The sequence below is a fragment of the Brevundimonas sp. SH203 genome (assembly GCF_002157625.1).
GTDB lineage: Bacteria > Pseudomonadota > Alphaproteobacteria > Caulobacterales > Caulobacteraceae > Brevundimonas.
Genome location: NZ_BDMM01000002.1, coordinates 203,644 through 222,716, shown reverse-complemented (window position 1 = coordinate 222,716; position 19,073 = coordinate 203,644). Strand labels below are relative to the sequence as shown.

Annotated in this window: 18 protein-coding genes and 1 tRNA gene; 8 read left to right on the top strand and 11 right to left on the bottom strand. The window is 66.6% G+C overall.

The window, feature by feature from the left end; genetic code table 11:
- Positions 1-18 precede the first annotated feature (18 nt).
- The 4 genes from SH203_RS05020 to SH203_RS05005 all read right to left on the bottom strand — a co-directional run bounded on the left by SH203_RS05020 (position 19) and on the right by SH203_RS05005 (position 7,017).
- Entirely contained in the window at positions 19-2,121 is a 2,103-nt protein-coding gene (locus SH203_RS05020) for a TonB-dependent receptor (RefSeq protein ID WP_087119769.1), read from the bottom strand.
- Positions 2,122-2,239: 118 nt separating this feature from the next.
- Positions 2,240-2,719: a hypothetical protein gene (locus tag SH203_RS15255; protein WP_143275685.1), complete on the bottom strand. Its 480-nt coding sequence runs from the start codon at positions 2,717-2,719 to the stop codon at positions 2,240-2,242.
- A gap of 213 nt (positions 2,720-2,932) precedes the next feature.
- Positions 2,933-5,908, bottom strand: coding sequence for a TonB-dependent receptor (locus SH203_RS05010; protein WP_200808814.1), 2,976 nt, complete (start codon positions 5,906-5,908; stop codon positions 2,933-2,935).
- Between the two features lie 323 nt (positions 5,909-6,231).
- Entirely contained in the window at positions 6,232-7,017 is a 786-nt protein-coding gene (locus SH203_RS05005) for a Coq4 family protein (protein WP_234989388.1), read from the bottom strand.
- Positions 7,018-7,078: 61 nt separating this feature from the next.
- Between SH203_RS05005 and SH203_RS05000 the strand changes: the two genes are divergently transcribed.
- On the top strand, positions 7,079-7,705 hold the full coding sequence (locus SH203_RS05000) for a TetR family transcriptional regulator (RefSeq protein ID WP_087119766.1): 627 nt from the start codon (positions 7,079-7,081) through the stop codon (positions 7,703-7,705).
- Positions 7,706-7,876: 171 nt separating this feature from the next.
- Here the strand turns inward: SH203_RS05000 and SH203_RS04995 are convergent.
- The 7 genes from SH203_RS04995 to SH203_RS04965 all read right to left on the bottom strand — a co-directional run bounded on the left by SH203_RS04995 (position 7,877) and on the right by SH203_RS04965 (position 12,922).
- Positions 7,877-7,963: transfer RNA gene (locus SH203_RS04995), tRNA-Leu, on the bottom strand.
- A gap of 49 nt (positions 7,964-8,012) precedes the next feature.
- The gene (locus tag SH203_RS04990; protein ID WP_087119765.1) at positions 8,013-9,455 is read right to left on the bottom strand and encodes a M20/M25/M40 family metallo-hydrolase; all 1,443 of its coding nucleotides are present in this window, start codon (positions 9,453-9,455) and stop codon (positions 8,013-8,015) included.
- Positions 9,456-9,498: 43 nt separating this feature from the next.
- A complete protein-coding gene (locus tag SH203_RS04985) occupies positions 9,499-9,738 on the bottom strand; it encodes a DUF3297 family protein (protein WP_087119764.1) in 240 nt (79 codons plus the stop codon).
- A 99-nt stretch (positions 9,739-9,837) separates the two neighbouring features.
- Positions 9,838-10,566 carry a MotE family protein gene (locus SH203_RS04980; protein WP_087119763.1) on the bottom strand — a complete coding sequence of 243 codons (729 nt, stop codon included), beginning with the start codon at positions 10,564-10,566 and terminating at the stop codon, positions 9,838-9,840.
- A 17-nt stretch (positions 10,567-10,583) separates the two neighbouring features.
- Entirely contained in the window at positions 10,584-11,213 is a 630-nt protein-coding gene (locus SH203_RS04975; RefSeq protein ID WP_087119762.1) for a DUF6468 domain-containing protein, read from the bottom strand.
- On the bottom strand, positions 11,213-12,256 hold the full coding sequence (gene fliM / locus SH203_RS04970) for a flagellar motor switch protein FliM (protein ID WP_087119761.1): 1,044 nt from the start codon (positions 12,254-12,256) through the stop codon (positions 11,213-11,215). Before fliM ends, SH203_RS04975 begins: the two co-directional genes overlap by 1 nt.
- 3 nt (positions 12,257-12,259) lie before the next feature.
- Complete coding sequence (locus SH203_RS04965) at positions 12,260-12,922, bottom strand: flagellar basal body-associated FliL family protein (protein WP_087119760.1); 663 nt, start codon at positions 12,920-12,922, stop codon at positions 12,260-12,262.
- Between the two features lie 182 nt (positions 12,923-13,104).
- On the opposite strand from SH203_RS04965, the gene flgF reads away from it, so the two are divergent.
- The 7 genes from flgF to SH203_RS04930 all read left to right on the top strand — a co-directional run bounded on the left by flgF (position 13,105) and on the right by SH203_RS04930 (position 18,938).
- Positions 13,105-13,845 (top strand): flagellar basal-body rod protein FlgF, encoded by a 741-nt coding sequence (gene flgF / locus SH203_RS04960; RefSeq protein ID WP_087119759.1) that lies wholly within the window; start codon positions 13,105-13,107, stop codon positions 13,843-13,845.
- Between the two features lie 14 nt (positions 13,846-13,859).
- A complete protein-coding gene (gene flgG / locus SH203_RS04955; RefSeq protein WP_087119758.1) occupies positions 13,860-14,648 on the top strand; it encodes a flagellar basal-body rod protein FlgG in 789 nt (262 codons plus the stop codon).
- Positions 14,649-14,651: 3 nt separating this feature from the next.
- Entirely contained in the window at positions 14,652-15,260 is a 609-nt protein-coding gene (locus SH203_RS04950; RefSeq protein ID WP_087119757.1) for a flagella basal body P-ring formation protein FlgA, read from the top strand.
- Positions 15,261-15,272: 12 nt separating this feature from the next.
- Entirely contained in the window at positions 15,273-15,992 is a 720-nt protein-coding gene (flgH, locus tag SH203_RS04945; RefSeq protein ID WP_087119756.1) for a flagellar basal body L-ring protein FlgH, read from the top strand.
- Positions 15,993-16,147: 155 nt separating this feature from the next.
- The gene (locus SH203_RS04940) at positions 16,148-16,576 is read left to right on the top strand and encodes a hypothetical protein (protein WP_087119755.1); all 429 of its coding nucleotides are present in this window, start codon (positions 16,148-16,150) and stop codon (positions 16,574-16,576) included.
- A gap of 12 nt (positions 16,577-16,588) precedes the next feature.
- Positions 16,589-17,092, top strand: a complete 504-nt coding sequence (locus SH203_RS04935; RefSeq protein WP_200808813.1) for a hypothetical protein — start codon at positions 16,589-16,591, stop codon at positions 17,090-17,092.
- 52 nt (positions 17,093-17,144) lie between these two features.
- Positions 17,145-18,938 carry a DUF885 family protein gene (locus SH203_RS04930; RefSeq protein WP_087119754.1) on the top strand — a complete coding sequence of 598 codons (1,794 nt, stop codon included), beginning with the start codon at positions 17,145-17,147 and terminating at the stop codon, positions 18,936-18,938.
- Positions 18,939-19,073: the final 135 nt, after the last annotated feature.

Sequence of the window (19,073 nt, the reverse complement as noted above, 5' to 3'; positions counted from 1 at the left end):
CGATCAGGGAAGAGCCGCTCAAAAGCGGCGGCTGAGACTTATCCGAACGGTTCGCCCCAAGGGGTCCTGATCATTTCTGCCGTAGCCGGGCGCGGGACGGCCGTCGCCAAGTGTCGCTTCCGGGCGGGCATCTAACAGGTTCTGGACTTCCAACTCCAGGCGAGGCCCATCGTCGCGGCGACGGCTCGCGGGGTCGTTCGCCGTGCCGGATGACCCGATCATCGTGCTTATCCTGACGCCGAGCGTCGTAAGGGCGGAAAAGCGAAGGTCGTCCGATCCATCGCGGCCGAGGTCGCGGCGAAGGCGCGAAGGCCCTCGCCAGTTCGCCGCAACATTGACGCCCCACCGCGCATAGCGACCGTCCAGCCGCAAGCTCAGCTGATGCCGGGAAACCGCGCCCCCGTCGCCCGCCAGTTGATCCAACCTGGGGATGCCCTCCCGGATCGTAATGCTGTCGTCGAGCCGCCACGTGTGGGTGATCGACACCTGCACCGACCCGCGACGCAACCCCATGTCGGCACGGCCGCCGAGCGGAATACTGGCCGAAAGTCCCGAGGACAGGGTGTCGGACGCGATTTCCGCCAGATTGATCGGTCGCTGGTCGATGCCGATCAATCGACCCTCCGCATCCCGCAGGAAACGGTCAGGAAAGGCGGCTTCGACGGTCGGGGTCAGGGCCGGCAAGGCGCCGATGGCGTCGAACGCTCTGACGCTCTGGAAATCCAGATTGCCCTGCACGCCCCAGCGACCGAACGGTCCGGCGGATGCGGAAAGCGAGGTCGTTTCCGTTCTCTGGGCCTTCAGATCCGGGGCGCCCCCGAGCAGGGGCGCGATGTCCTCGGCCTGTCCGCTCTGGAAGTCATAGACGGGGCGCGGCGGTCCATAGCGCGGCGGCTCGAACCTTTGTTCGCGCGTCGGGCTATCGGTCGCGCGCGACCACTGGCCCGTCAGTCTCAGTCGATCCAGCGGCGTCCAGGCCAGGCCGGCGTTCAGTCCGCCGTTGGCGCCGGTGTCGCCCAGGGCGCCCAGTCGCGCGCCGACATTGACGGAAAGCTCGCCCCATCCGCCGCGCTTTTCCGGCGTCTGCGACGAGATCGGCAAGGTCAGATTGGTTCGCAGGTCCAGAGCCTGGGTCGTCCGAGCGGGATCGGTCGGCGCATTCTCGATCCGCAGCCGCGATCCGAAATAGCGCGCATCCGCCGTGACCAGGAGGGGGCCGGCCGGCAGATCCATCAGGGACCGATCGACGGAAAGATTGGCGGACAGGACCTGAGTGCGCGACGCCAGGGTGTTCAGTCCCGACAGGCGGGTTTGGGACAGCAGGCCGTCCAGCCCGGCGCGCACGGACCAGCCCAGGGCGCGACCGCTGAGCCCGACCGTGGCGGTCAGACTGTCGCTGCGTTGGCTTGTCTGGACGACCTGGTCTGACATCCGCGACGTGAAGGCGTCGCGCTGCATCCGGGCGTTGGCGGTGAACGAGGTCGCCCAGTCGCCCAGCGCGCCGGTCGTTGCGAGATCGGCCGAGACGGACTGGGTTTCAGGGCGCAGGCTGTAGGCGCCGCCTTCTGACAGGCCTTGCGCGCCGCCCGACCGTTCGTCCGAGCGGAGCGCGGTCGTTCGCGAAGTCTGGGCGCCGAGCAGAAACGTGTCGTTGTCCTTGATCTGCGACTGTTGGGCGTCGAAGGACACGGTGGATGTTCCGCCCGCGGTCGGTCGCGACGCACGGGCCTGGGCGTCACGGCTCTTGAACGCGGGCTGAAGCACGATGTTGAAGACGCGACGCGATGGATCGCCGCCGTAGATCGCCCCGGCTTGCGGCGGCAAGGCTTCGATACGCGCCAGGGCGTCGGGCGGAAAACCCGTGAAGGCCCCGGCGTTCACCACCTGGCGGCCGTTGACGATCACCACGGGCGGTTGTCGCAGAGCCAGGCGCTCGCCGAGGCGGCCGATCACCTCGCCGATATCATAGGCGCCGAGGTTGTCGATGTCTTCGGGGCCCAGCTCCTGCTCCGGCGCGATCCTGGCCGCCCCGCGTCGCCCGATGACCTCCACCTGTTCCAGTTGGACCGGGGGCGGGTTGGAAGCCTGCGCCTCGGCCTGGGCTGCGATGAAGAACAGCATCTCGACCTACTCCGCGCCCCACGCCCATAGATGTCCGCCAAGCGCGAAAAGGAAAAGGCCGGACGTCGATGACGCCCGGCAAGGCTTTTCAGGTTGGGGGTCCAGGGGAACGCCCGGTCTAGAGGATTTGCAGGCCGGGAATGCGGATGGAGCCGCTGCGGATGGTGCAGTTGCGACCGCCGGCGTTGACCGGCGGCAGCACATTGTTGCTGAAGGTCGCGGTGCTGGTCGCATTGTTCCAGGCCACCACGACGGTGCCGTAGCAGGGATCGTTGGCCACGGTGTTCGCGCCGATGGTCAGGGCGATCGAGGTCGTCGAGCCCGGTACGACCGCAGCGCTCCAGGCCCCGCTGGGTGCGACAGCGGCGCAAAGCGCGCTGCCGGCAGTAATGCTGCGCGTCGGGATGGGCGCACTGGTCGCGCTCAGCGGACTGGCGGTGACGGAGACGTTGCAGGTTACGGTGAGCGTTTGCGACAGCGTGACCGAGCCCGAACCCGATACGCTGCCGGAACTGGGCGAGAACGACTGAGCGAAGGTTGGCGAGGCGATGGCGACCGACGCGAAGGCCGCGGCGGCGATGGAAAGCGTCTTGATCATGATAGTCCTCCCTTGTGCGGGCCTTCATGGCCCGCTGTTAAATTTGGACCGTCCAAAAAATCGCGGACACCTATTTACAGCGCCGTAAGCAATACGAGTCAAGCAAGAAAGTCGTTTTTATTCAACATGGTAAATGCGATTTGACGCGACAAAACCCGGCCGTTTTCGCGGCCGGGAGTTGCCTCTATTACTGCGCCCAGCGACTGGGAGCGCCTAGAACGACTTCGTCAGACGCACGGCGAACAGCCGCGGGTCCAAGGTGAAGACATTGGTGGTCAGGCCCGTGTCGTCGGAGTTGGTGAAGGCGTCTACGATCGGCGCGTCGTCGAAGACGTTCTTCACATAGGCTTGAAGGGTGAGGCCACGGCTGGCGTCTTCCAGCTTCACCGAAAGGTTGAGGTTATCCCATCCCCTCAGGCGATCGTATTCCGTGTTGTAGACTCGGAAATAGCTCTCGGCCTGGCGATAGTAGTCGCCGCGAACCGTGAGGTCCCAGTCGCCCAGGAACCAGGTGTACTGAGCCCCGATATTGGCGGTCCAGTTAGGCGAGTTGGGCAGTTCGTTGCCGCTCAGGTCGGCGTTGAAGCCCCGCCCCCCGTTTGGCGCCTGCGTCAACGGATCATATGTGAAACCATAGAACTGCCAGAAGGGCAGGCTGGAACTGAGCGCCGGATTGAAGGTGCCGAACCGCGAAGACCCTGCGCAAAGGGCGCTGAGAGAGAAGACCGCGAGTTCAGGGCCAAACGGGCTGTTGAGAATTTGCTCAGCCAGATTTTTCGGTGCGATGCAGTTGGACGGCACCTGGATCCACGGACGCAAGGTAATCCAGTCCTCATTACCCTGGGTCCGGTTCATCACATCGATCGAACCCTCGCCATCGGCGATCCGGGTCTTCAGATATCCGAAATTGGCGTCAATCTGGAAGTTAGGCGTGGGCTTATAAACCGTTTCGAACTCAAGCCCCCAAATCTTGGCGTCGAAGTTTTCATTCAGAGAGATACGGTCGACGATCTGCGAGACCTGGTAGTCTTTATAGTCGTAGTAGAAGGCGGTCGCGTTCAGCCTGAGCTTGCCGTCCAGCAGCGTGTTCTTGGTGCCGACTTCGAAGGCGTTGACGTATTCCGGTTCGAAAATGCTGGCCAAGGGCTGATACTGCACGACCACAGGATTCAGGTCGAGGCGCGGCGGGTTGGTGCCGCCGCCTTTATAGCCACGCGACAGGGATGCATAGATCAGGGTGTCGTCGGTGAAAGACAGGTCGGGCGTCCAATCCAGGACAAGCCGGCCGGTGACAGCCTCCCATTTTTGTTTGATGTCCGGCAAGGCGTAGTATCCGCGACGGGCATATCCGCCGGTGGCTGTTGCGGGACTGCCCGTGAGATTGGCCCCCAGCAACAACTGGCTGGGATAGGGCGTCGTATCCTTGCGATCCTCTGTGTAGCGCAATCCCGTCGTCAGGCGCAGGGTGGGGCTAAGGTCCCAATAGCCTTCGCCGAAGACCGCCCATGATCGTGTATGGATGACGTTCTTGCTACGGAAGTAGTTATGACCCTCTTCGTTGATCTGGCTAAGAGGGTTGGGATCGACATAAACGCATTCGTCAGGCACAGAATCGTCGCAGGGCTGAGTGCCGGTTCCGCCGTTCGGCAAGAACGTAAAATTGTACCCATACTCTGCGATCAGAGAAAAGAGGTTGTTGAAGACAAAATAGTCGTCTTGCGATTTGTAGTCTAAATAATTCGCTCCAATGCTGAAGTTGAAACGTCCATCATTGGTTGATTGAAGGCGAAACTCTTGATACCATTGTCTGTTATCTGACCGGCTGATGTCCGCCGACAGAATTCGATCAGAGGGCCCGAGTTGGGGGTCGGTGTAGATCCCACCAGGCGTCATAGGCGAAGGCGTTAGTTCGCCAAATATATCGTATACTTTGTTACTATCAGCGAATGCAGGATTTGAAACATATCGCGCATAATCCTGAGATGCGTAGTAATCATCCTTGGCATAGGCCGTCTGAGAGTACAGCGTTATATTATCGCTCAAGTCAAACTCTAGGTTAACCTGAAATACGTCATTCTGGGCGCGGAAGACAGGATCATAGCTTGTAGCGATCTCTCGCAAGTTCTTGGACTGTACGACGCCCTCGTAGGGATCGAAGCCGAGGGGGATGATGTTGACGGGATTGAAATTCTCATCAAAGCCGATGGTCGTGCCCGCCCCAAGAAATCGAACCGGCCCAAACGACCCACCGTTCGGCGCGCCATAGGCGGCGTCGCTATACAGGGATCCAGGCAGACAGCCCTGGCTCAACTGATCCTGAGTATAGGGCGTGGTGATAGTCGCCGATCCCACCTGCGTGGGCCCCGGATCGTTGGTGCAGAGCTGCTTGCCGGTGCGCGAGCGTTGGTCGTCTTCCTTGAAATGCTCCCAGATCGCATTGGCGCGGAACCGCGCGTTCGGCTCCCAGCGGGCGGACAGGCGCGTGGTGAACAGATCGCGGTCGTTCACATGGGTGTCGTTGAAGCTGTTGTAGTCGAAGCCGTCGCGCTGGGTGAACCCCAGGGCGCCGCGCACGGCGAAGGTGTCGCCGAACGGCACGTTGAGCATGGCCTGGCCGCGCCGGCTGTCGTAGTTGCCCAACTCGCCCGTCGCAAAGCCTTCCGACCGGAACACCGGCAGTTTCGGGAACATGTTGACCACGCCGCCGGTGGCGTTGCGGCCATAGAGCGTACCCTGAGGTCCGCGCAGAACCTCCACGCGATCGACGTCCAGATATTCCTGCTCGAACAGGCGGTTGCGGATCAGGGGGGTGTTGTTGAAGCTGACGGCCACGGCCGGGTCGCTGGAGGCCGAGACGGCCTTGGTCCCGATCCCGCGGATCGAGAAGTTGTACATGCTGAAGTTCGCCTTGGAGAAGGTGACGTTCGGCACCGCCCGCAGCAGTTCCGAACCGCCCTCGATCTGGCGCGACTCCAGGGCCTCGGATGACAGGGCGGTCACGGCGATGGGCACGTCCTGAACCGACTGTTCGCGTTTCTGGGCCGTGACCACGATGTCGTCCACGACAGCCGGAGCCGGCTGGGTCTGAGGCGTCGCCGTCTGCGCCAGCGCCGGAGCGCCCGACATCATCAGCGCCGTCGCCGATACCGAGAGCGCGAGACGCGCGCGAATACGGGCCGATGAAACCATGAAGTCCTCTCCCTGAAGCGCCGGCAAGCGGGCGGCGCAATGTGCGTTTCCTCCCGCCTGATGTGTCCGCTCGACGGGGCGGGGCCGCCGACGGTTGACATCAGCTTCGCACTACTCACCGTTATGTCAATACCTACTGACAGTCTTGTCGATTGTGGGTTCGAGCCACGGCCGGGGCGCTACCTTCCGTGGCGGTCAGCGTCCGAACGCGCTTCGATCGGCCGCCGGGCGGTTAAGCCGGCGGCTCAAGAGAGGGCTTGTCGTGGAGAGGGAGCCAGGATGCGGCGGCCGGTCGAAAGACCGCCGCCTCACCTGGCGCGCCGTCAGGCCGCAGCCAGGAATCCGTTGCGGAAATCCGCCGGGATTTCGTCGTACAGGGTCCGACCGGCCAGCCCCAGTCTGGCGCGCGCCTGGTCCAGCGGTTCAGCCATCAGCGCCTCGTAATCCAGGGCCGGCAGCCAGGCGGCCCGGCGTCCGCGACGCCACGCCTGCAGGATGGCGCGCGCGCAGGGGTAGCCTGTCCTTGCCCGCGCGGCCTCGACCGCCACGCCCGCCGCGATCAGGCCGAAGCCTGCGCTGCGGGTCTGCGGCAGGGAAAAGGCGACCACGCAGGCCTCGCCCAGCGCATCGGTGCGATAGCCGGTCAGGATGTGCCACAGATCATGGACATCGCGCAGACGGCGCGCATACCAGGCATAGGGATGGGCCGCCTCGATCTCGGTGTCGGCGACCTTCTGGCTCTCGCCGGCTAGCCCATAGGCCGACAGATTACGCTCGTCGATGAAGTCCAGATAGGCGCGGCCCACCGAGCCCGGCGGCAACGATTCGAGCCACGGCCGGTCATGCAGCCGATCCGCCAGTTCGACCATCCGATAGGCCTGATGGGCGCCTTCGGTCTGTTCCAGCATCTTGTGATAGCCGCGCCGCACCGAACTGCCGGCCAGGGCGTTCATGATCTCGAACACCTGGGTCGTGTCTTCCTTATTGGCGATCAGACGACGCAGCGCGCGTAGCGCACGAAGGGGCTGTACGCGCCTGGGTTGGAGACGGCTCGACGTTCGAACCGGCGTCGAAAGCGGCGCATCGTCCATCAATAATTCCGCGGTCACTTGCTCTCTCCCAAGCAGGGGCTTAACCAATCTGCTATCTACATGGATGTAACTAACATAGATGTCAATAGAGCGTGTTCGTCGTCGCCGTCGCACCCCCGAGGAAGCGCGTCAGGAAGCCTTGGCGTGTGCGCGCGCGCGACTGCTGGCCGGAGGGCCGGATTCCGTCACGCTGAAGGCCGTAGCCGACGACCTGGGCATGACGCACGCCAATCTGATCCACCATTTCGGATCGGCGGAGGGACTTCAGTCCGCGCTGATGGGGTCGATGGTCGCGGACCTGTCGGATGCGCTCGACACGGCGATCGCGCGGTTGAGGACTGACGACGGTGCGCCGCTCGAACTCATCAACGCCGTCTTCGACGCCTTTGCGGAGGGCGGCGCCGGCAAGCTGGCCGCCTGGATCGTGCTGAAGGGCGACCTCACGCATCTGGAGCCGGTCAGGGCCGCCGTGAACGGTCTCGTTCACGCCATTCAGGACAAGCTCGGCGATCCGCTCAACCCATCGCAAAAAAAGCTTTCGTCCGCCGTGCTGTTCATCGCTCTGGCCGCCTTCGGCGAGGCCCTGATCGGCCCTCCCCTGCGCGACATGTTGGATCAGGACGAAGACGCCAGCCGGGAAGTGACCGCGGGCCTGCTGCCCTATTTTCTGCTGAAGCCCGACGCGCAAATCAGGAACAAAGCCTGACATCTATCCAGCAGACGGCTTGCCGAAGCGCCGCTCAGCCCGATCCGCCCTGCCTCTCGGCTCGACCTACCTGCGACCGCCTAGAGCTTATTTGTCTGGCGACCGCGCCGCCCAGATAGCAAGGGCGCCGAACGCGAACTCCAGCGCCTCAAGAAGAAGAGGCGGCAAGCATGGTGCGGGCGGCCGGGGTCGAACCGGCAAGGACTTGCGTCCGGCAGATTTTAAGTCTGCTGCGTCTACCAGTTTCGCCACGCCCGCGTGCTGGTCCGGTTCGTATAGACAGAACCGGACCGGGTCTCCAAGCGATCTAGTGCGCGGGGGTTGAGGACGACGCCGGCTTCATGGCGCGGAAATCGACGTCGGAATCGGCGATCAGCCACAGCAGGCCGGCCCAGGCGGCGACGTTCTGGCTCAATTGGGCCGGGTCGATCTTATCCAGAGTGTCGTTGGCGGTGTGGTGCAGGTCGAAATAGCGGGTTCCGTCCTGGGCCAGGCCGAAGAAGGGCACGCCCAGCGGTCCCATGGGGCCGACATCGACGCCGCCTTCGGTCTCGACCCGATCCGAGGCCAGGACGCCGATCGGATAAAGGACGCGGGTCGCCGCCTTCTGGAAGTCCGAACCCTGAGCGCCGGCCGGCAGGCGCAGGGCATAGACGCGGTCGGCGCCGAAGTCGCTCTCTCCGGCGATGACGTGCTTGTCGAGAGCGGCGCCCTGGGCCTTGGCGTAAACGCCGCCGCCGTTGCCGGTCTGGGCCGTGGGCTGCGCCACTTCCTCGGAGCCGTAGAAGATCACGCGCAGGGTGCGCGCCGGGCGGCGGCCGCTGTCGGCGATGGCCTTGGCGGCGGCGACGGTGATGGCGCCGCCGGCCGCGTCGTCGATGGCCCCGGTCCCCAGGTCCCAGCTGTCCATGTGCGAACCCAGGACGATGATCTCGTCGGGCCGCGTCGCGCCGGGCAGGTCGCCGATCACGTTCTGGCTGTGGGTCTCATAGGTGCGGGCGGTCGAGGTCAGGCGCATCCGCACCGGCTGGCCCAGTGCGGCCAGACGGCTGACCTGGTCGGCGTCGGGCGCGGCCAGGGCGAAGGCGGGAATGGTCGGCTTGCCGTCCACATAGCGGGTGGTGCCGGTGTGGGGGATTCGGTTCTCGTCCGAGCCGACCGAACGCATGACGAAGGCCGCCGCCCCCTTGGCCGCCGCCACGCCGGGGCCTGCGCCGCGCACGCGGGTCTGGGGGCCATAGCCCGATCCGTCCTGCATCGGATGCATCTGGCCCAGGTCGATATAGACGATCTTGCCGCGCACGGCCGCGTCGGGGGCGGCCTGCAGCTCCTCCATCGAGGCGAAGCGCACGATCTCGGCCTCGACGCCGCCGCGCGGGGTGGCCGGCGAATGGCCCAGCGCTGCGGCGACCAGAGGCTGGGCGTTGTCGCCGACGATGGCGGCCGAGCTTTCGCCCCGCTCCCATCCCACCAGCGGGAATTCCTCGATCCGCACGTTCTGGAAACCGTTGGCCCGCAGATAGTCGGCGGCCCAGGCGGCGGCGTTCTGTTCGGACTTCGACCCCGCCGGGCGCGCGCCGAAACGGGTGGTCAGCTGGGTGACATAGTCCAGCGCGATATTGGATCGCATCGCCGCATCGCGCACCACGATCGCCTGCTGGACGGTCGCGGCGTCCTGGGCGTGCGCCAGGGGCGCGAAGGCGGCGAGGCCCAGCGCGAGGGCGCTGGCGGTCATCAGACGACGGGACATGGGAACGGGCTCCTGGACGCGAAGGCCCGGACCCTATTCAGTGTCAGCCGTTCTGGAAATAGGGTTCGACCGGCCCCTGCAATTTGACGGTCAGGGCCTTGCCCTTGCGGTCCACGCGATTGCCCAGCGCCAGACGCACCCAGCCCTCGGACACGCAATATTCCTCGACGTTGGTCTTTTCCTCGCCCTTGAAGCGGATGCCCACGCCGCGCTGAAGCACCTCGGCGTCGTGGTGGGGGCTGGACGGATCGACCGAGAGACGGTCGGGGGGCGTGTCGGTCATGGTGCGGGCCTTGGGTCTTAGAAAGCCGGGGTCTCGGAAAGGCGCGGTGATAGCGGCGCCCGGCGCGGATGCCAACCGAAAGCGTGGTCGGCGCCCGGCCTACTGCACCGTCTGACGCGGCTGGGCGTTGGCGGCGTTCGAGGGCTGATAGGCCTGCGGGCCGGTGGCGGCGGGCGGCGTCGCGGCCTCTGCGGCGGCGGCGCGGGCGGCCATCTGCTGCGCCTGGAAGCGGGCGGCCAGTTTCTCGGTCAGTTCGCGGGCCTGGGCGGGCGTCATCTGGGCCATGATGGCGGCCAGGGTGCGCGGGCGCATGGCGGCGGCGACGGGCAGGCGCACGCGATCTTCCAGCGTGGCCATGACGGGGGCGGCCTCCTTGGGCCGCATGGCGGAATAGACCTGGACCAGACGGTCGATCTCGGCCTTCTCCCGCTCGTCCACCTGACCCAGCATCTGCTTCATCTCGGCCTTCAGGGCGGTCATGGCCTGGATCTTGGCGTCCAGCTTCTGCTCGGCGGCGACCATCAGCGGCAGGGTGGTGGCGAAGTCCTGATCGCGGGCGTCCAGGGCGGCGCGGCGCTGCGACAGGGACTGGATGATCTTCAACTCGGCGGGCGAGATTCCGGCCTGCTGGGCCAGTTGTTCGGGCGACAGGGCGGCGCAGGTTCCCGGCAGGGCGGGCTTGGCGGCGCCGGTCACGGCAGGCGCGGCCTCTTCGGCCCAGGCCTTGGCCCCGTCGAACAGGCCCGGCGCGACGCCGACGGCGCGCACGGCGACCACCCCGCCGATGGCGATGGCGATCAAGGGCAGAAGGCGGGGTATGCGGGCCATTTAATCGGGTTCCGAACTCAGGCGGCGAACAGGTCGTCGTCGAGATTACGACGCGCGGCGTTGAGGCTTTGTTTGGCGGAATGGTTAGCGGAGCGGCCGGCGGTCAGGGCCTGGACGATGGCGGCGACATTGTCGCGGCCGGTCGGGGCGCCGGCGGCGGCGCGGCGGGTGGTCGCCGGGCCGGTAAGACCCTGGATGCGCTCGGCCAGGGCCGCCATCCGCTCGGCGCGCGCCTCGTCGTCGGTCGAGGGGGCGACGGGGGCCGACGTCTGGATCGGGGCCGGGGCCGGGGTCGAGACCGGGGCGCGACGGGCCGGCTCGGCCCGCAGCGTCAGTTCTTCCTCGGCGATGCGGATCGGGGCGGCGGCCGAGGCCGGGGCGCGGGCGATCAGGGTCTCCAGCTGGGCCTTGACCTCGCGCGCCTTGATGATGCGGTCGTGCAGCAGGTCCGTCTCCTGACCCGAGGCGCGCAGGGTCGCCAGCGCGTTCTCGGCCCGTCCGGCGGCGGCGTTCAGGTCCGTCACCGCTTGGGCGAAGGCCAGCTGGCCGGCGCGCAGGGCCGACAGTTTGCGTTCCAGCTTGACGCCATAGCCGACCGCCGCGACCAGCAGCAGCATCAGCACCGCGTCCATGATCATTCCAACCATCAGAGCGTCACTCCCAAACGGGCGGCGGTTTCGGGATTGACCGGCCCTTCGACACGCACGGCGATATGCTGACCCTTTCGCCCCATCCGGCCGGTGGTCAGGGGGATGGAGCCGGCGCGGATCGACACCTCCGAATCCGGCGTGGCGTTCAACATCAGGGTGTCGCCGACCTTCAGGTTCAGCACGCTGGCCAACGGCATCTGTTGTTCGTCCAGGACGGCGCGCACCTCGGTTTCGGTGGTCCACATCTCGGTGGCCAGATGGCCTTCCCAGATGTTGTCGCGGCCGAACTTCTCGCCCATGAACTGCTGCAGCAGCATCTTGCGGATCGGCTCCAGCGTCGCATAGGGCAAGAGCAGCTCGATCCGGCCGCCGCGATCCTCCATGTCGATCCGCAGCTTGATCAGGATGGCCGCATTGGCCGGGCGCGCGATGGCGGCGAAGCGGGGGTTGGTTTCCAGCCGATCCAGGTTGAAATGCACGGGGGTCAGCGGCTCGAACGCCTGGCGGGCGTCGTTCAGCACCACCTCGACCATTCGCTGCACCAGCACGCGCTCGATCGTGGTGTAGGGCCGCCCTTCGATCCGCAGCGCCGCCGTGCCCCGACGCCCGCCCAGCAGCACGTCCACAATCGAATAGATCAGGTTGGAATCGACCGTCAGAAGGCCGTAGTTGTCCAGCTCCTCGGCCCGGAACACCGCCAGGATCGCCGGCAAGGGAATGGAGTTCAGATAGTCGCCGAACCGGATCGAGGAGATGTTGTCCAGCGACACCTCGACGTTGTCGGAGGTGAAGTTGCGAAGCGAGGTCGTCATCAACCGCACCAGGCGGTCGAACACGATCTCCAGCATCGGCAGGCGTTCGTAGGACACCAGCGCCGAGTTGATGATGGCGCGGATGCCCGAGCGTTCGGCGCCGTCGTCGTCGCCCAGGTCGAAACCCAGAAGGCTGTCGATCTCGTCTTGGTTCAGCACCCGTTCGGACAGGGCGTCGCCGGGATCGCCCAGGCCGCCGAACGGGTCCAGTTGCGCCGTGTCGCTCATGCCCTATTGCACCAGCATTTCTTCGATCAGCACGGCGTCGACCTTGCCCGGCGCGGCGATCATGTTGACCCGACGCAGGATTTCCGCCCGCAGCTGATAGGTGCCGGCCGAACCGCTCAGGTCCTCGGGCCGCAGTTCGCGCATGAAGCTGGTGAACATGTCCTGCAGGCGCGGCATTTCTTCCTGCAGATGGGTCGCCACGGCGGCGTCCTTCATCTCCAGCGTCAGCTTCAACTTCATATTGGCCGGACGCGGGCCGTCCGACTGAATGTTCATGACCATGTCAGGCAGGGTGAAGAAGGTCACGCCGTCCGGGCCGGACGAGATGACGCCCAGAGAGGGATCGGCCTCGCCGCCCTTGCCGCCTTCGCCGTGGCCGCCGCCCTTGTCTTCCTTCTTTTCGGCCTTTTCGCCGCCATGCTCGCCCTCAGCCTCGGCCGCGGCGCCGTGCGCGTCCGTCGCCGGCTTGGGCTTCAGCATGAAGAAGGCGGCCGCGCCGCCCCCGCCCAACACCAACAGCGCCACAGGCGCGATGATGAACAGCAGCGGCAGTTTCTTTTTCTTGGGCGCCGCGCCCTCGCCGTCGGCGGCGGCTTCGCCCTCCTGGACGGCAGGCAGGGCGGCGTCGGCGCTCGCATCGCCCTTCTTCTTGCCGAACTTGAACATGCGCGCGCCCCTGAGCGTGATCTCGTGGGGAAGATCGTCCGGGTTTGGTTAACGCCGCGTTTACAATGGGCAGGATTTGCCGGGTCGCCCTGCCCTCCGTGCCGCTGAAACCCGCATTCCGCCTGAATTAACCCTGTTGGCACGGCCGTTGCGAGACGGAGCCGCGAAGGAGCACGCCTCTCGTGGAAAACGCCGCCTATATCGGACTGTCACGGCAGATGACGCTGCGTCGCGAACTGGACATCGTGGCCAACAACGTCGCCAACGCCAACACCACCGGCTTCAAGGTCGAGCAGCTGATGGTCAGCGCCGAGGTGGGCAAGCGCGCCCGCAACGACTCGATCAAACCGTCGGCCAGCTTCGTTCTGGACAACGGCGTCGGCCGCGACTTCGGCCAGGGGGCGATGCAGCAGACCGGTCGCGACCTGGACTTCGCCATCTCGGGCGAAGGCGCCTTCTTCACGGTGCGCGACGGGGCGAACGGCCAGGCCTTCACCCGTGACGGGGCCTTCACCCTCGATCCCGAGGGCAAGCTGACCACCAAACAGGGCCAGGCGGTTCTGGGCGGCGGCGCCGAGATCGTGCTGGACCCCAGCCTGGGCGCCCCCAGCGTCGGCGAGGACGGCACCATCACCCAGCAGGGCCAGGTCACGGGGCGTCTGTCGGTCGTGCGGTTCGACACCCTCGGCGTCCTCGAAAAGGGCGGCGACAGCCTCTATCGCAACCGCTCCAACACCCAGCCGATCGAGGCGACGGACGCCCAAATCCACCAGGGCGCGCTGGAGGCCTCCAACGTCAATCCATTGGTGGAGATCACCAATCTGGTCGAGATCAGCCGCACCTACGAAAGCGTGTCGCGCATGATCGAAAACACCAACGACCTTAGCCGTCGCGCCGTCGAGCGCCTCGGCAAGGCCGCGTAAAGGGAGCCCCACAGATGCGCGCACTCCGCACCGCCGCCTCGGGCATGGCTGCTCAGCAGCTGAACGTCGAGGTCATCTCCAACAACATCGCCAACATGAACACGGTGGGCTTCAAGAAGCAGCGCGCCGAGTTCCAGGACCTGCTGTATCAAAACGTCGAACGGATGGGGGCCCAGTCCTCCAGCGCCGGCACCGTGGTTCCGACCGGCATCCAGATCGGCGCCGGCGTCAAGGCGGGCGCGGTCTATCGCGTCACGGAACAGGGCACGCCCCAGGCCACCGGCAACCCCTACGACATGGCCATCGACGGCAAGGGCTATTTCCAGATCAGCCTGCCCTCGGGCGAGAAGGCCTACACCCGCGCCGGCAATCTGCAGGTCAACCCGGAAGGCCAGATCGTCACCGACGACGGCTATCTGCTGGAACCGGCCGTCACCATCCCGGCGGACACGACCAAACTGACCATCTCCAAGAGCGGCCTGGTTCAGGTGACGCAGGCCGGCCAGCCCGCCCCGACGACGGTGGGCCAGATCGAACTGGCCAACTTCTTCAACGAGGCGGGTTTGGAGGCCATCGGCGACAACCTGCTGCTGGAAACCGCCGCGTCCGGCCCGGCCATCGTCGGCACGCCCGGCTCGACGGGCTTCGGCCAGGTGCTGCAGAACTACACCGAGGCGTCGAACGTGGATGCGGTGTCGGAGATCAGCGCCCTAATCGTGGCCCAGCGCGCCTATGAGATGAACTCCAAGGTCATCAGCACCGCCGACCAGATGCTGTCGGTCGCCTCGCAAGTGAAGAGCTGAGCCATGCGCCTGACCCGCACCCTGATCCTCGCAGTCGCCGCCTGCGCCGTCTCAAGCGCCGCCTGGGCCGGCCCGGTCGTGCTGCGCGCCAATCCGGTCGACGACGACGGCCGTGTCACCCTGGGCGACCTGTTCGAGGGCGCCGGAGCGGCGGCGAACGTCGTGGTGGCCCAGCGCGTCGGCCCCTCGGTCGTGCTTGAGGCCGGCCAGCTTCAGGCCCAGGCGCGTCAGGCCGGTCTGGACTGGGCCAATCCCAACGGCCTGCGCCGCGTCGCCGTGCGCCGGGCCGAGGCGCCGATCCAGGGCGTGGCCGAGACCGCAGCAGATCCCGCCGCCGTCCAGCCGATGGCCCGCGCCGCCTATCGCCCCGCCGCCAGCCAGCAGGTCATCGCCCGCAACGACATGGTGCGCGTCACCTATCAGGTCGGCGGCGTCAATCTGGCCGTCATGGGCAAGGCCATGCGCAGCGCCGGCCTGGGCGAACCCGTCGCCATAATGAACACCTCGTCCAACCGCGTCATCGACGCCGTGGCCTCCGGTCCCGGCCAGGCCGTCGCCGGCCCGGCCGCCGAAGCCGCACGCGCCGCCCCCCAACAGTTCGCCGCCCGCTAGGGAAACCTCGTCATGCGCAAGATTCTTCTGACCCTCGCCGCCGTCGCCCCCTTAGCCGCCTGCTCCACCGTCGCGGAGACGGTGCGCGGTCCCGAACTGGCGCCCATCGGCTATCCCGCCGCGCTTGTGCCGGTGCAGCAGACCTATCTGCCGGCGCCCGACGCCGCCGCCAGTTCGAACAGCCTGTGGCGCGCCGGCGCCCGCACCTTCTTCGGCGATCAGCGCGCCCGCCACGTCGGCGACATCCTGACGGTCAAGATCGACATCGACGACCGCGCCCAGACGCAGAACTCGACCCAGCGTTCGCGCTCCAACAACATCTCCGGCGGCGTCTCGCACCTGTTCGGCCTGGAAAGCAGCCTGGGCCGCGCCTTTCCCGGCGGGTTCGATCCGTCGAACATGGTCGGGATGGAGGGCGCCTCCAAGTCCGCCGGGACCGGCACGGTCAACCGGGCGGAGAAGGTGTCCCTGACCATCGCCGCCGTCGTCACCGACGTCCTGGCCAACGGCAATCTGGTGATCCAGGGTCGGCAGGAAGTGCGCACCAACCGCGAGATTCGCGAACTGACCGTCGCCGGCATCGTGCGGCCCGAGGACATCTCGTCCGCCAACGCCATCAACCACACCCAGATCGCCGAGGCGCGCATCTCCTACGGCGGGCGCGGGGACGTCAGCCGCGTCCAGGCCCCGCCGGTGGGTCAGGCCCTGGCCGAACGCTTCAGCCCCTTCTGATCCCACACACAGTTGAACCGCCTGCGGATAACCGCGTTCCGTTCGGCTGAACGCCTGTCGGGAGGATTTCGACTGTCTGATCTCTTGCGGTTATCGGCGCGCGTGGCGACATTGGGCGGGACGCGACGATGCGCGTCGTCGGCGGGGGCTGACGCATGACCCTTATCGCTTCGGCCCTGATGGCCCTGGCGCTTCAGGCCGCGCCGGCAAGCGGCTGGACCTGGAGCCTGTACGAAGGCGAAGGCCCGCTGGTGCTGGCCAACGACATTCCCGACACCGCCGCCCTGCGCTCCACCCTGCAATGCCAGGCCGGATCGGGCGCCGTGACCATCTCCATCTACGGCGAACCGGCGACGGCAGGGTTTGCCCGCATCACGGCGGGCGGAAACACCGCCGCCAGCGAGGCGCGGGTCGGGCGCGGCGGCAAGCTGGAGACGGGCATTCCGGTCGAACACCCGGCCTTCACCGCCTTCGTCGCCGACGGCCGCATGACCATCGCCGTGGGGCCGGACGTGCGAACCCTGAGCGTCGAACGCCCCCATCTTGCAAAGCTGCGCCGCTTCGCCGACCGTTGCGCCGGATAAGAGAGGTCGCCCATGCGTCTGTCCCGCCTGATCCCGTCCCTGATGGCCCTGTCGGCCCTGGCCGCCTGCGCCACCCATTCGCCCGCTCCCTCGGCGGAAATGACGACCGCCGCCGGCGCCCCGGCCGCTGCGGCCGGTCTGGACTGGTTCATGAATCGCGACGGTCAGGAGGCCAGCCTGGCCTATGGCGTGGCCAACAGCGACGAGATGAAGCTGAGCCTGCTGTGCCGGGCAGGTTCCGGCGCGCTGGAGATCACTGCCGCCAGTGAAAAGCCCGCGCGTCAGATTCATCTGGAATCCGGCGGCGACACCGAACGCTACGCCGCGACGTCGGAGCCGGCGGTCGTCCACGAGGGCGAACTGCTGACCGCCCGCGCCAAGGCCAGCGATCCGGTCTTCCTGCGTTTCCGCCGCCTGGGCTGGATCGCCGCCTGGGCGGACGACGAGCGCCAGTTCTATGTCGCCCATCCGGCGGCCAAGGCCGGGGTCGAACAGTTCTTCGCCGTCTGCGGTTGACGCCGCGACGCGGCTCGGCTTGCACTGCGCCCTGCACTGGAGGGGCGCGAAGATGAAGATGACTCAACTGGCCTTGGCGGCCCTGATCGCGGCGGCGTCGCCGGCGATGGTCGTGGCCCAGACGCGGCCGGCCGCCGTCGCCGCCGTCGCTGCTCCGGCGGATGCGGCGCTGAACGCCCTGATCGCCGATTACGAAACCTATCTGAAGTCGGTCGATCCCTTCTCGGCCAGCGGCGAGGGCGACGTGGAGGCCATGAGCCGGGTTCCCGACCTGACCCGCGCCTTCGAACTGGCCCAGCGCGCGCCGCTGGAAAGGTTCGTGCGCCGGCTGGACGCCATCGACCCGGCAAGTCTTTCCCATGCCGCCGCGATCAACCACGGCTTTCTGCTCTACAGCCTGAAACGCAGTATTGAGGGGCTGGATTACGACGCCGGACGTCTGGCCTTCGACAGCGAGGGCGGGCCGGGAACGTGGGCGCTCTATATCGGCGGCGGCACGAGGCTGAACTCGGTGGCGGAGGCCGAGGCCTATATCCGCCGTCTGCGGGGTTTCGACGACATCTACGCCCAGACGACCGACAATGCGCGGCGCGGTCTGGACACTGGCATGATGCAGGCCCGCTCCGTCACCGAAAGCGCCCTGGCCCTGGCGCGCAACGACGTAGCCATCGCGCCCGACGCCGAGCCGCTTCTGAAGCCCTTCGACACCCTGCCCGCGACCGTGCCGCAGGCGCAAAAGGATCGACTGAGGGCCGAAGGCGCCGCCGTCGTGGCCTCCGTCATCGTTCCGGCGCGTCAGGCCTGGCTGACCTTCCTCCAGACCGACTATCTGCCCAAGGCGCCGGTCGAACCGGGCGTCGGCGCCCGCCCCGGCGGCAAGGCGCTCTACGCCTATCTGGTGCGCGGCCACACCACCACCGACCTGACGCCGGATCAGATCCACCAGATCGGTCTGGACGAGGTGGCTCGCATCCGCGCCCGGATGGAGGTGGAGATGAAGGCGGCCGGCTGGACCGGCGACTTCGCGGGCTTCCTGAACTTCCTCCGCACCGATCCGCAGTTCTATGCGACCAGCCGCGAGCAACTGTTGGAAAAGGCGTCGGAAATGGCCAAGCGCGCGGACGGCGGCCTGCCGGCCCTGTTCGCCACCCTGCCCCGCCTGCCCTATGACGTGCAGCCGGTCCCGCCGCAGATCGAGGAGAACTACACCACCGGCCGCTACAACGGCGGGTCGATGCAGAACGGCGTGGCGGCCCATTACATCGTCAACACGTCCAAGCTGGACCAGCGGCCGCTCTACGAACTACCCGCCCTGACCCTGCACGAGGCCGTGCCGGGCCACCACATCCAGATCGCCCTGCAACAGGAGGCCGCCGGCCAGCCCTATTTCCGGCGTCAGGCCAATGTCACCGCCTTCACCGAGGGCTGGGGCCTCTACGCCGAATATCTGGGCGAGGAGATGGGCTTTTACCGCACGCCCTACGAACGGTTCGGCCGCCTGTCCTACGAGATGTGGCGCGCGTGCCGTCTGGTCGCCGACACCGGCCTGCACTGGATGGGCTGGACCGAGGAACAGGCCCGCGCCTGTTTCCGCGACAACTCCGCCCTGGCGCCGCACAATATCGAGACCGAGCTTCAACGCTATATCGGCTGGCCGGGCCAGGCCACGGCCTACAAGATCGGCGAAATCCGCCTGCGCGAAATCCGCGCGCGGGCCGAGCGCGAACTGGGGCCGAAGTTCAACGTCCGCACCTTCCACGACGCCCTTCTGACCGAAGGCCCGCTGCCGCTGGCGCTGCTGGACCAGCGCATGGATGCGTGGATCGCGGAGCAAAAGGCGAAGTAGCGGAACCTGTCTCCTCCCCGCTTTGCGGGGAGGTGGCGCGGCGCTTTTTCAGCGCCGTGACGGAGGGGCTCTGCACCGCATCGCCGGCGACCGTGGGACTTCAAAAGCCCCTCCACCGCTACGCGGTCCCCCTCC

Coding starts and splice junctions, on each gene's coding strand:
- SH203_RS05020 (WP_087119769.1), bottom strand. CDS start 2,121: ATGCTGTTCTTCATCGCAGCCCAGGCCGAGGCGCAGGCTTCCAACCCG.
- SH203_RS15255 (WP_143275685.1), bottom strand. CDS start 2,719: ATGATCAAGACGCTTTCCATCGCCGCCGCGGCCTTCGCGTCGGTCGCC.
- SH203_RS05010 (WP_200808814.1), bottom strand. CDS start 5,908: ATGGTTTCATCGGCCCGTATTCGCGCGCGTCTCGCGCTCTCGGTATCG.
- SH203_RS05000 (WP_087119766.1), top strand. CDS start 7,079: ATGTCAATAGAGCGTGTTCGTCGTCGCCGTCGCACCCCCGAGGAAGCG.
- SH203_RS04990 (WP_087119765.1), bottom strand. CDS start 9,455: ATGTCCCGTCGTCTGATGACCGCCAGCGCCCTCGCGCTGGGCCTCGCC.
- SH203_RS04985 (WP_087119764.1), bottom strand. CDS start 9,738: ATGACCGACACGCCCCCCGACCGTCTCTCGGTCGATCCGTCCAGCCCC.
- SH203_RS04980 (WP_087119763.1), bottom strand. CDS start 10,566: ATGGCCCGCATACCCCGCCTTCTGCCCTTGATCGCCATCGCCATCGGC.
- SH203_RS04975 (WP_087119762.1), bottom strand. CDS start 11,213: ATGGTTGGAATGATCATGGACGCGGTGCTGATGCTGCTGCTGGTCGCG.
- fliM (WP_087119761.1), bottom strand. CDS start 12,256: ATGAGCGACACGGCGCAACTGGACCCGTTCGGCGGCCTGGGCGATCCC.
- SH203_RS04965 (WP_087119760.1), bottom strand. CDS start 12,922: ATGTTCAAGTTCGGCAAGAAGAAGGGCGATGCGAGCGCCGACGCCGCC.
- flgG (WP_087119758.1), top strand. CDS start 13,860: ATGCGCGCACTCCGCACCGCCGCCTCGGGCATGGCTGCTCAGCAGCTG.
- SH203_RS04950 (WP_087119757.1), top strand. CDS start 14,652: ATGCGCCTGACCCGCACCCTGATCCTCGCAGTCGCCGCCTGCGCCGTC.
- flgH (WP_087119756.1), top strand. CDS start 15,273: ATGCGCAAGATTCTTCTGACCCTCGCCGCCGTCGCCCCCTTAGCCGCC.
- SH203_RS04940 (WP_087119755.1), top strand. CDS start 16,148: ATGACCCTTATCGCTTCGGCCCTGATGGCCCTGGCGCTTCAGGCCGCG.
- SH203_RS04935 (WP_200808813.1), top strand. CDS start 16,589: ATGCGTCTGTCCCGCCTGATCCCGTCCCTGATGGCCCTGTCGGCCCTG.
- SH203_RS04930 (WP_087119754.1), top strand. CDS start 17,145: ATGAAGATGACTCAACTGGCCTTGGCGGCCCTGATCGCGGCGGCGTCG.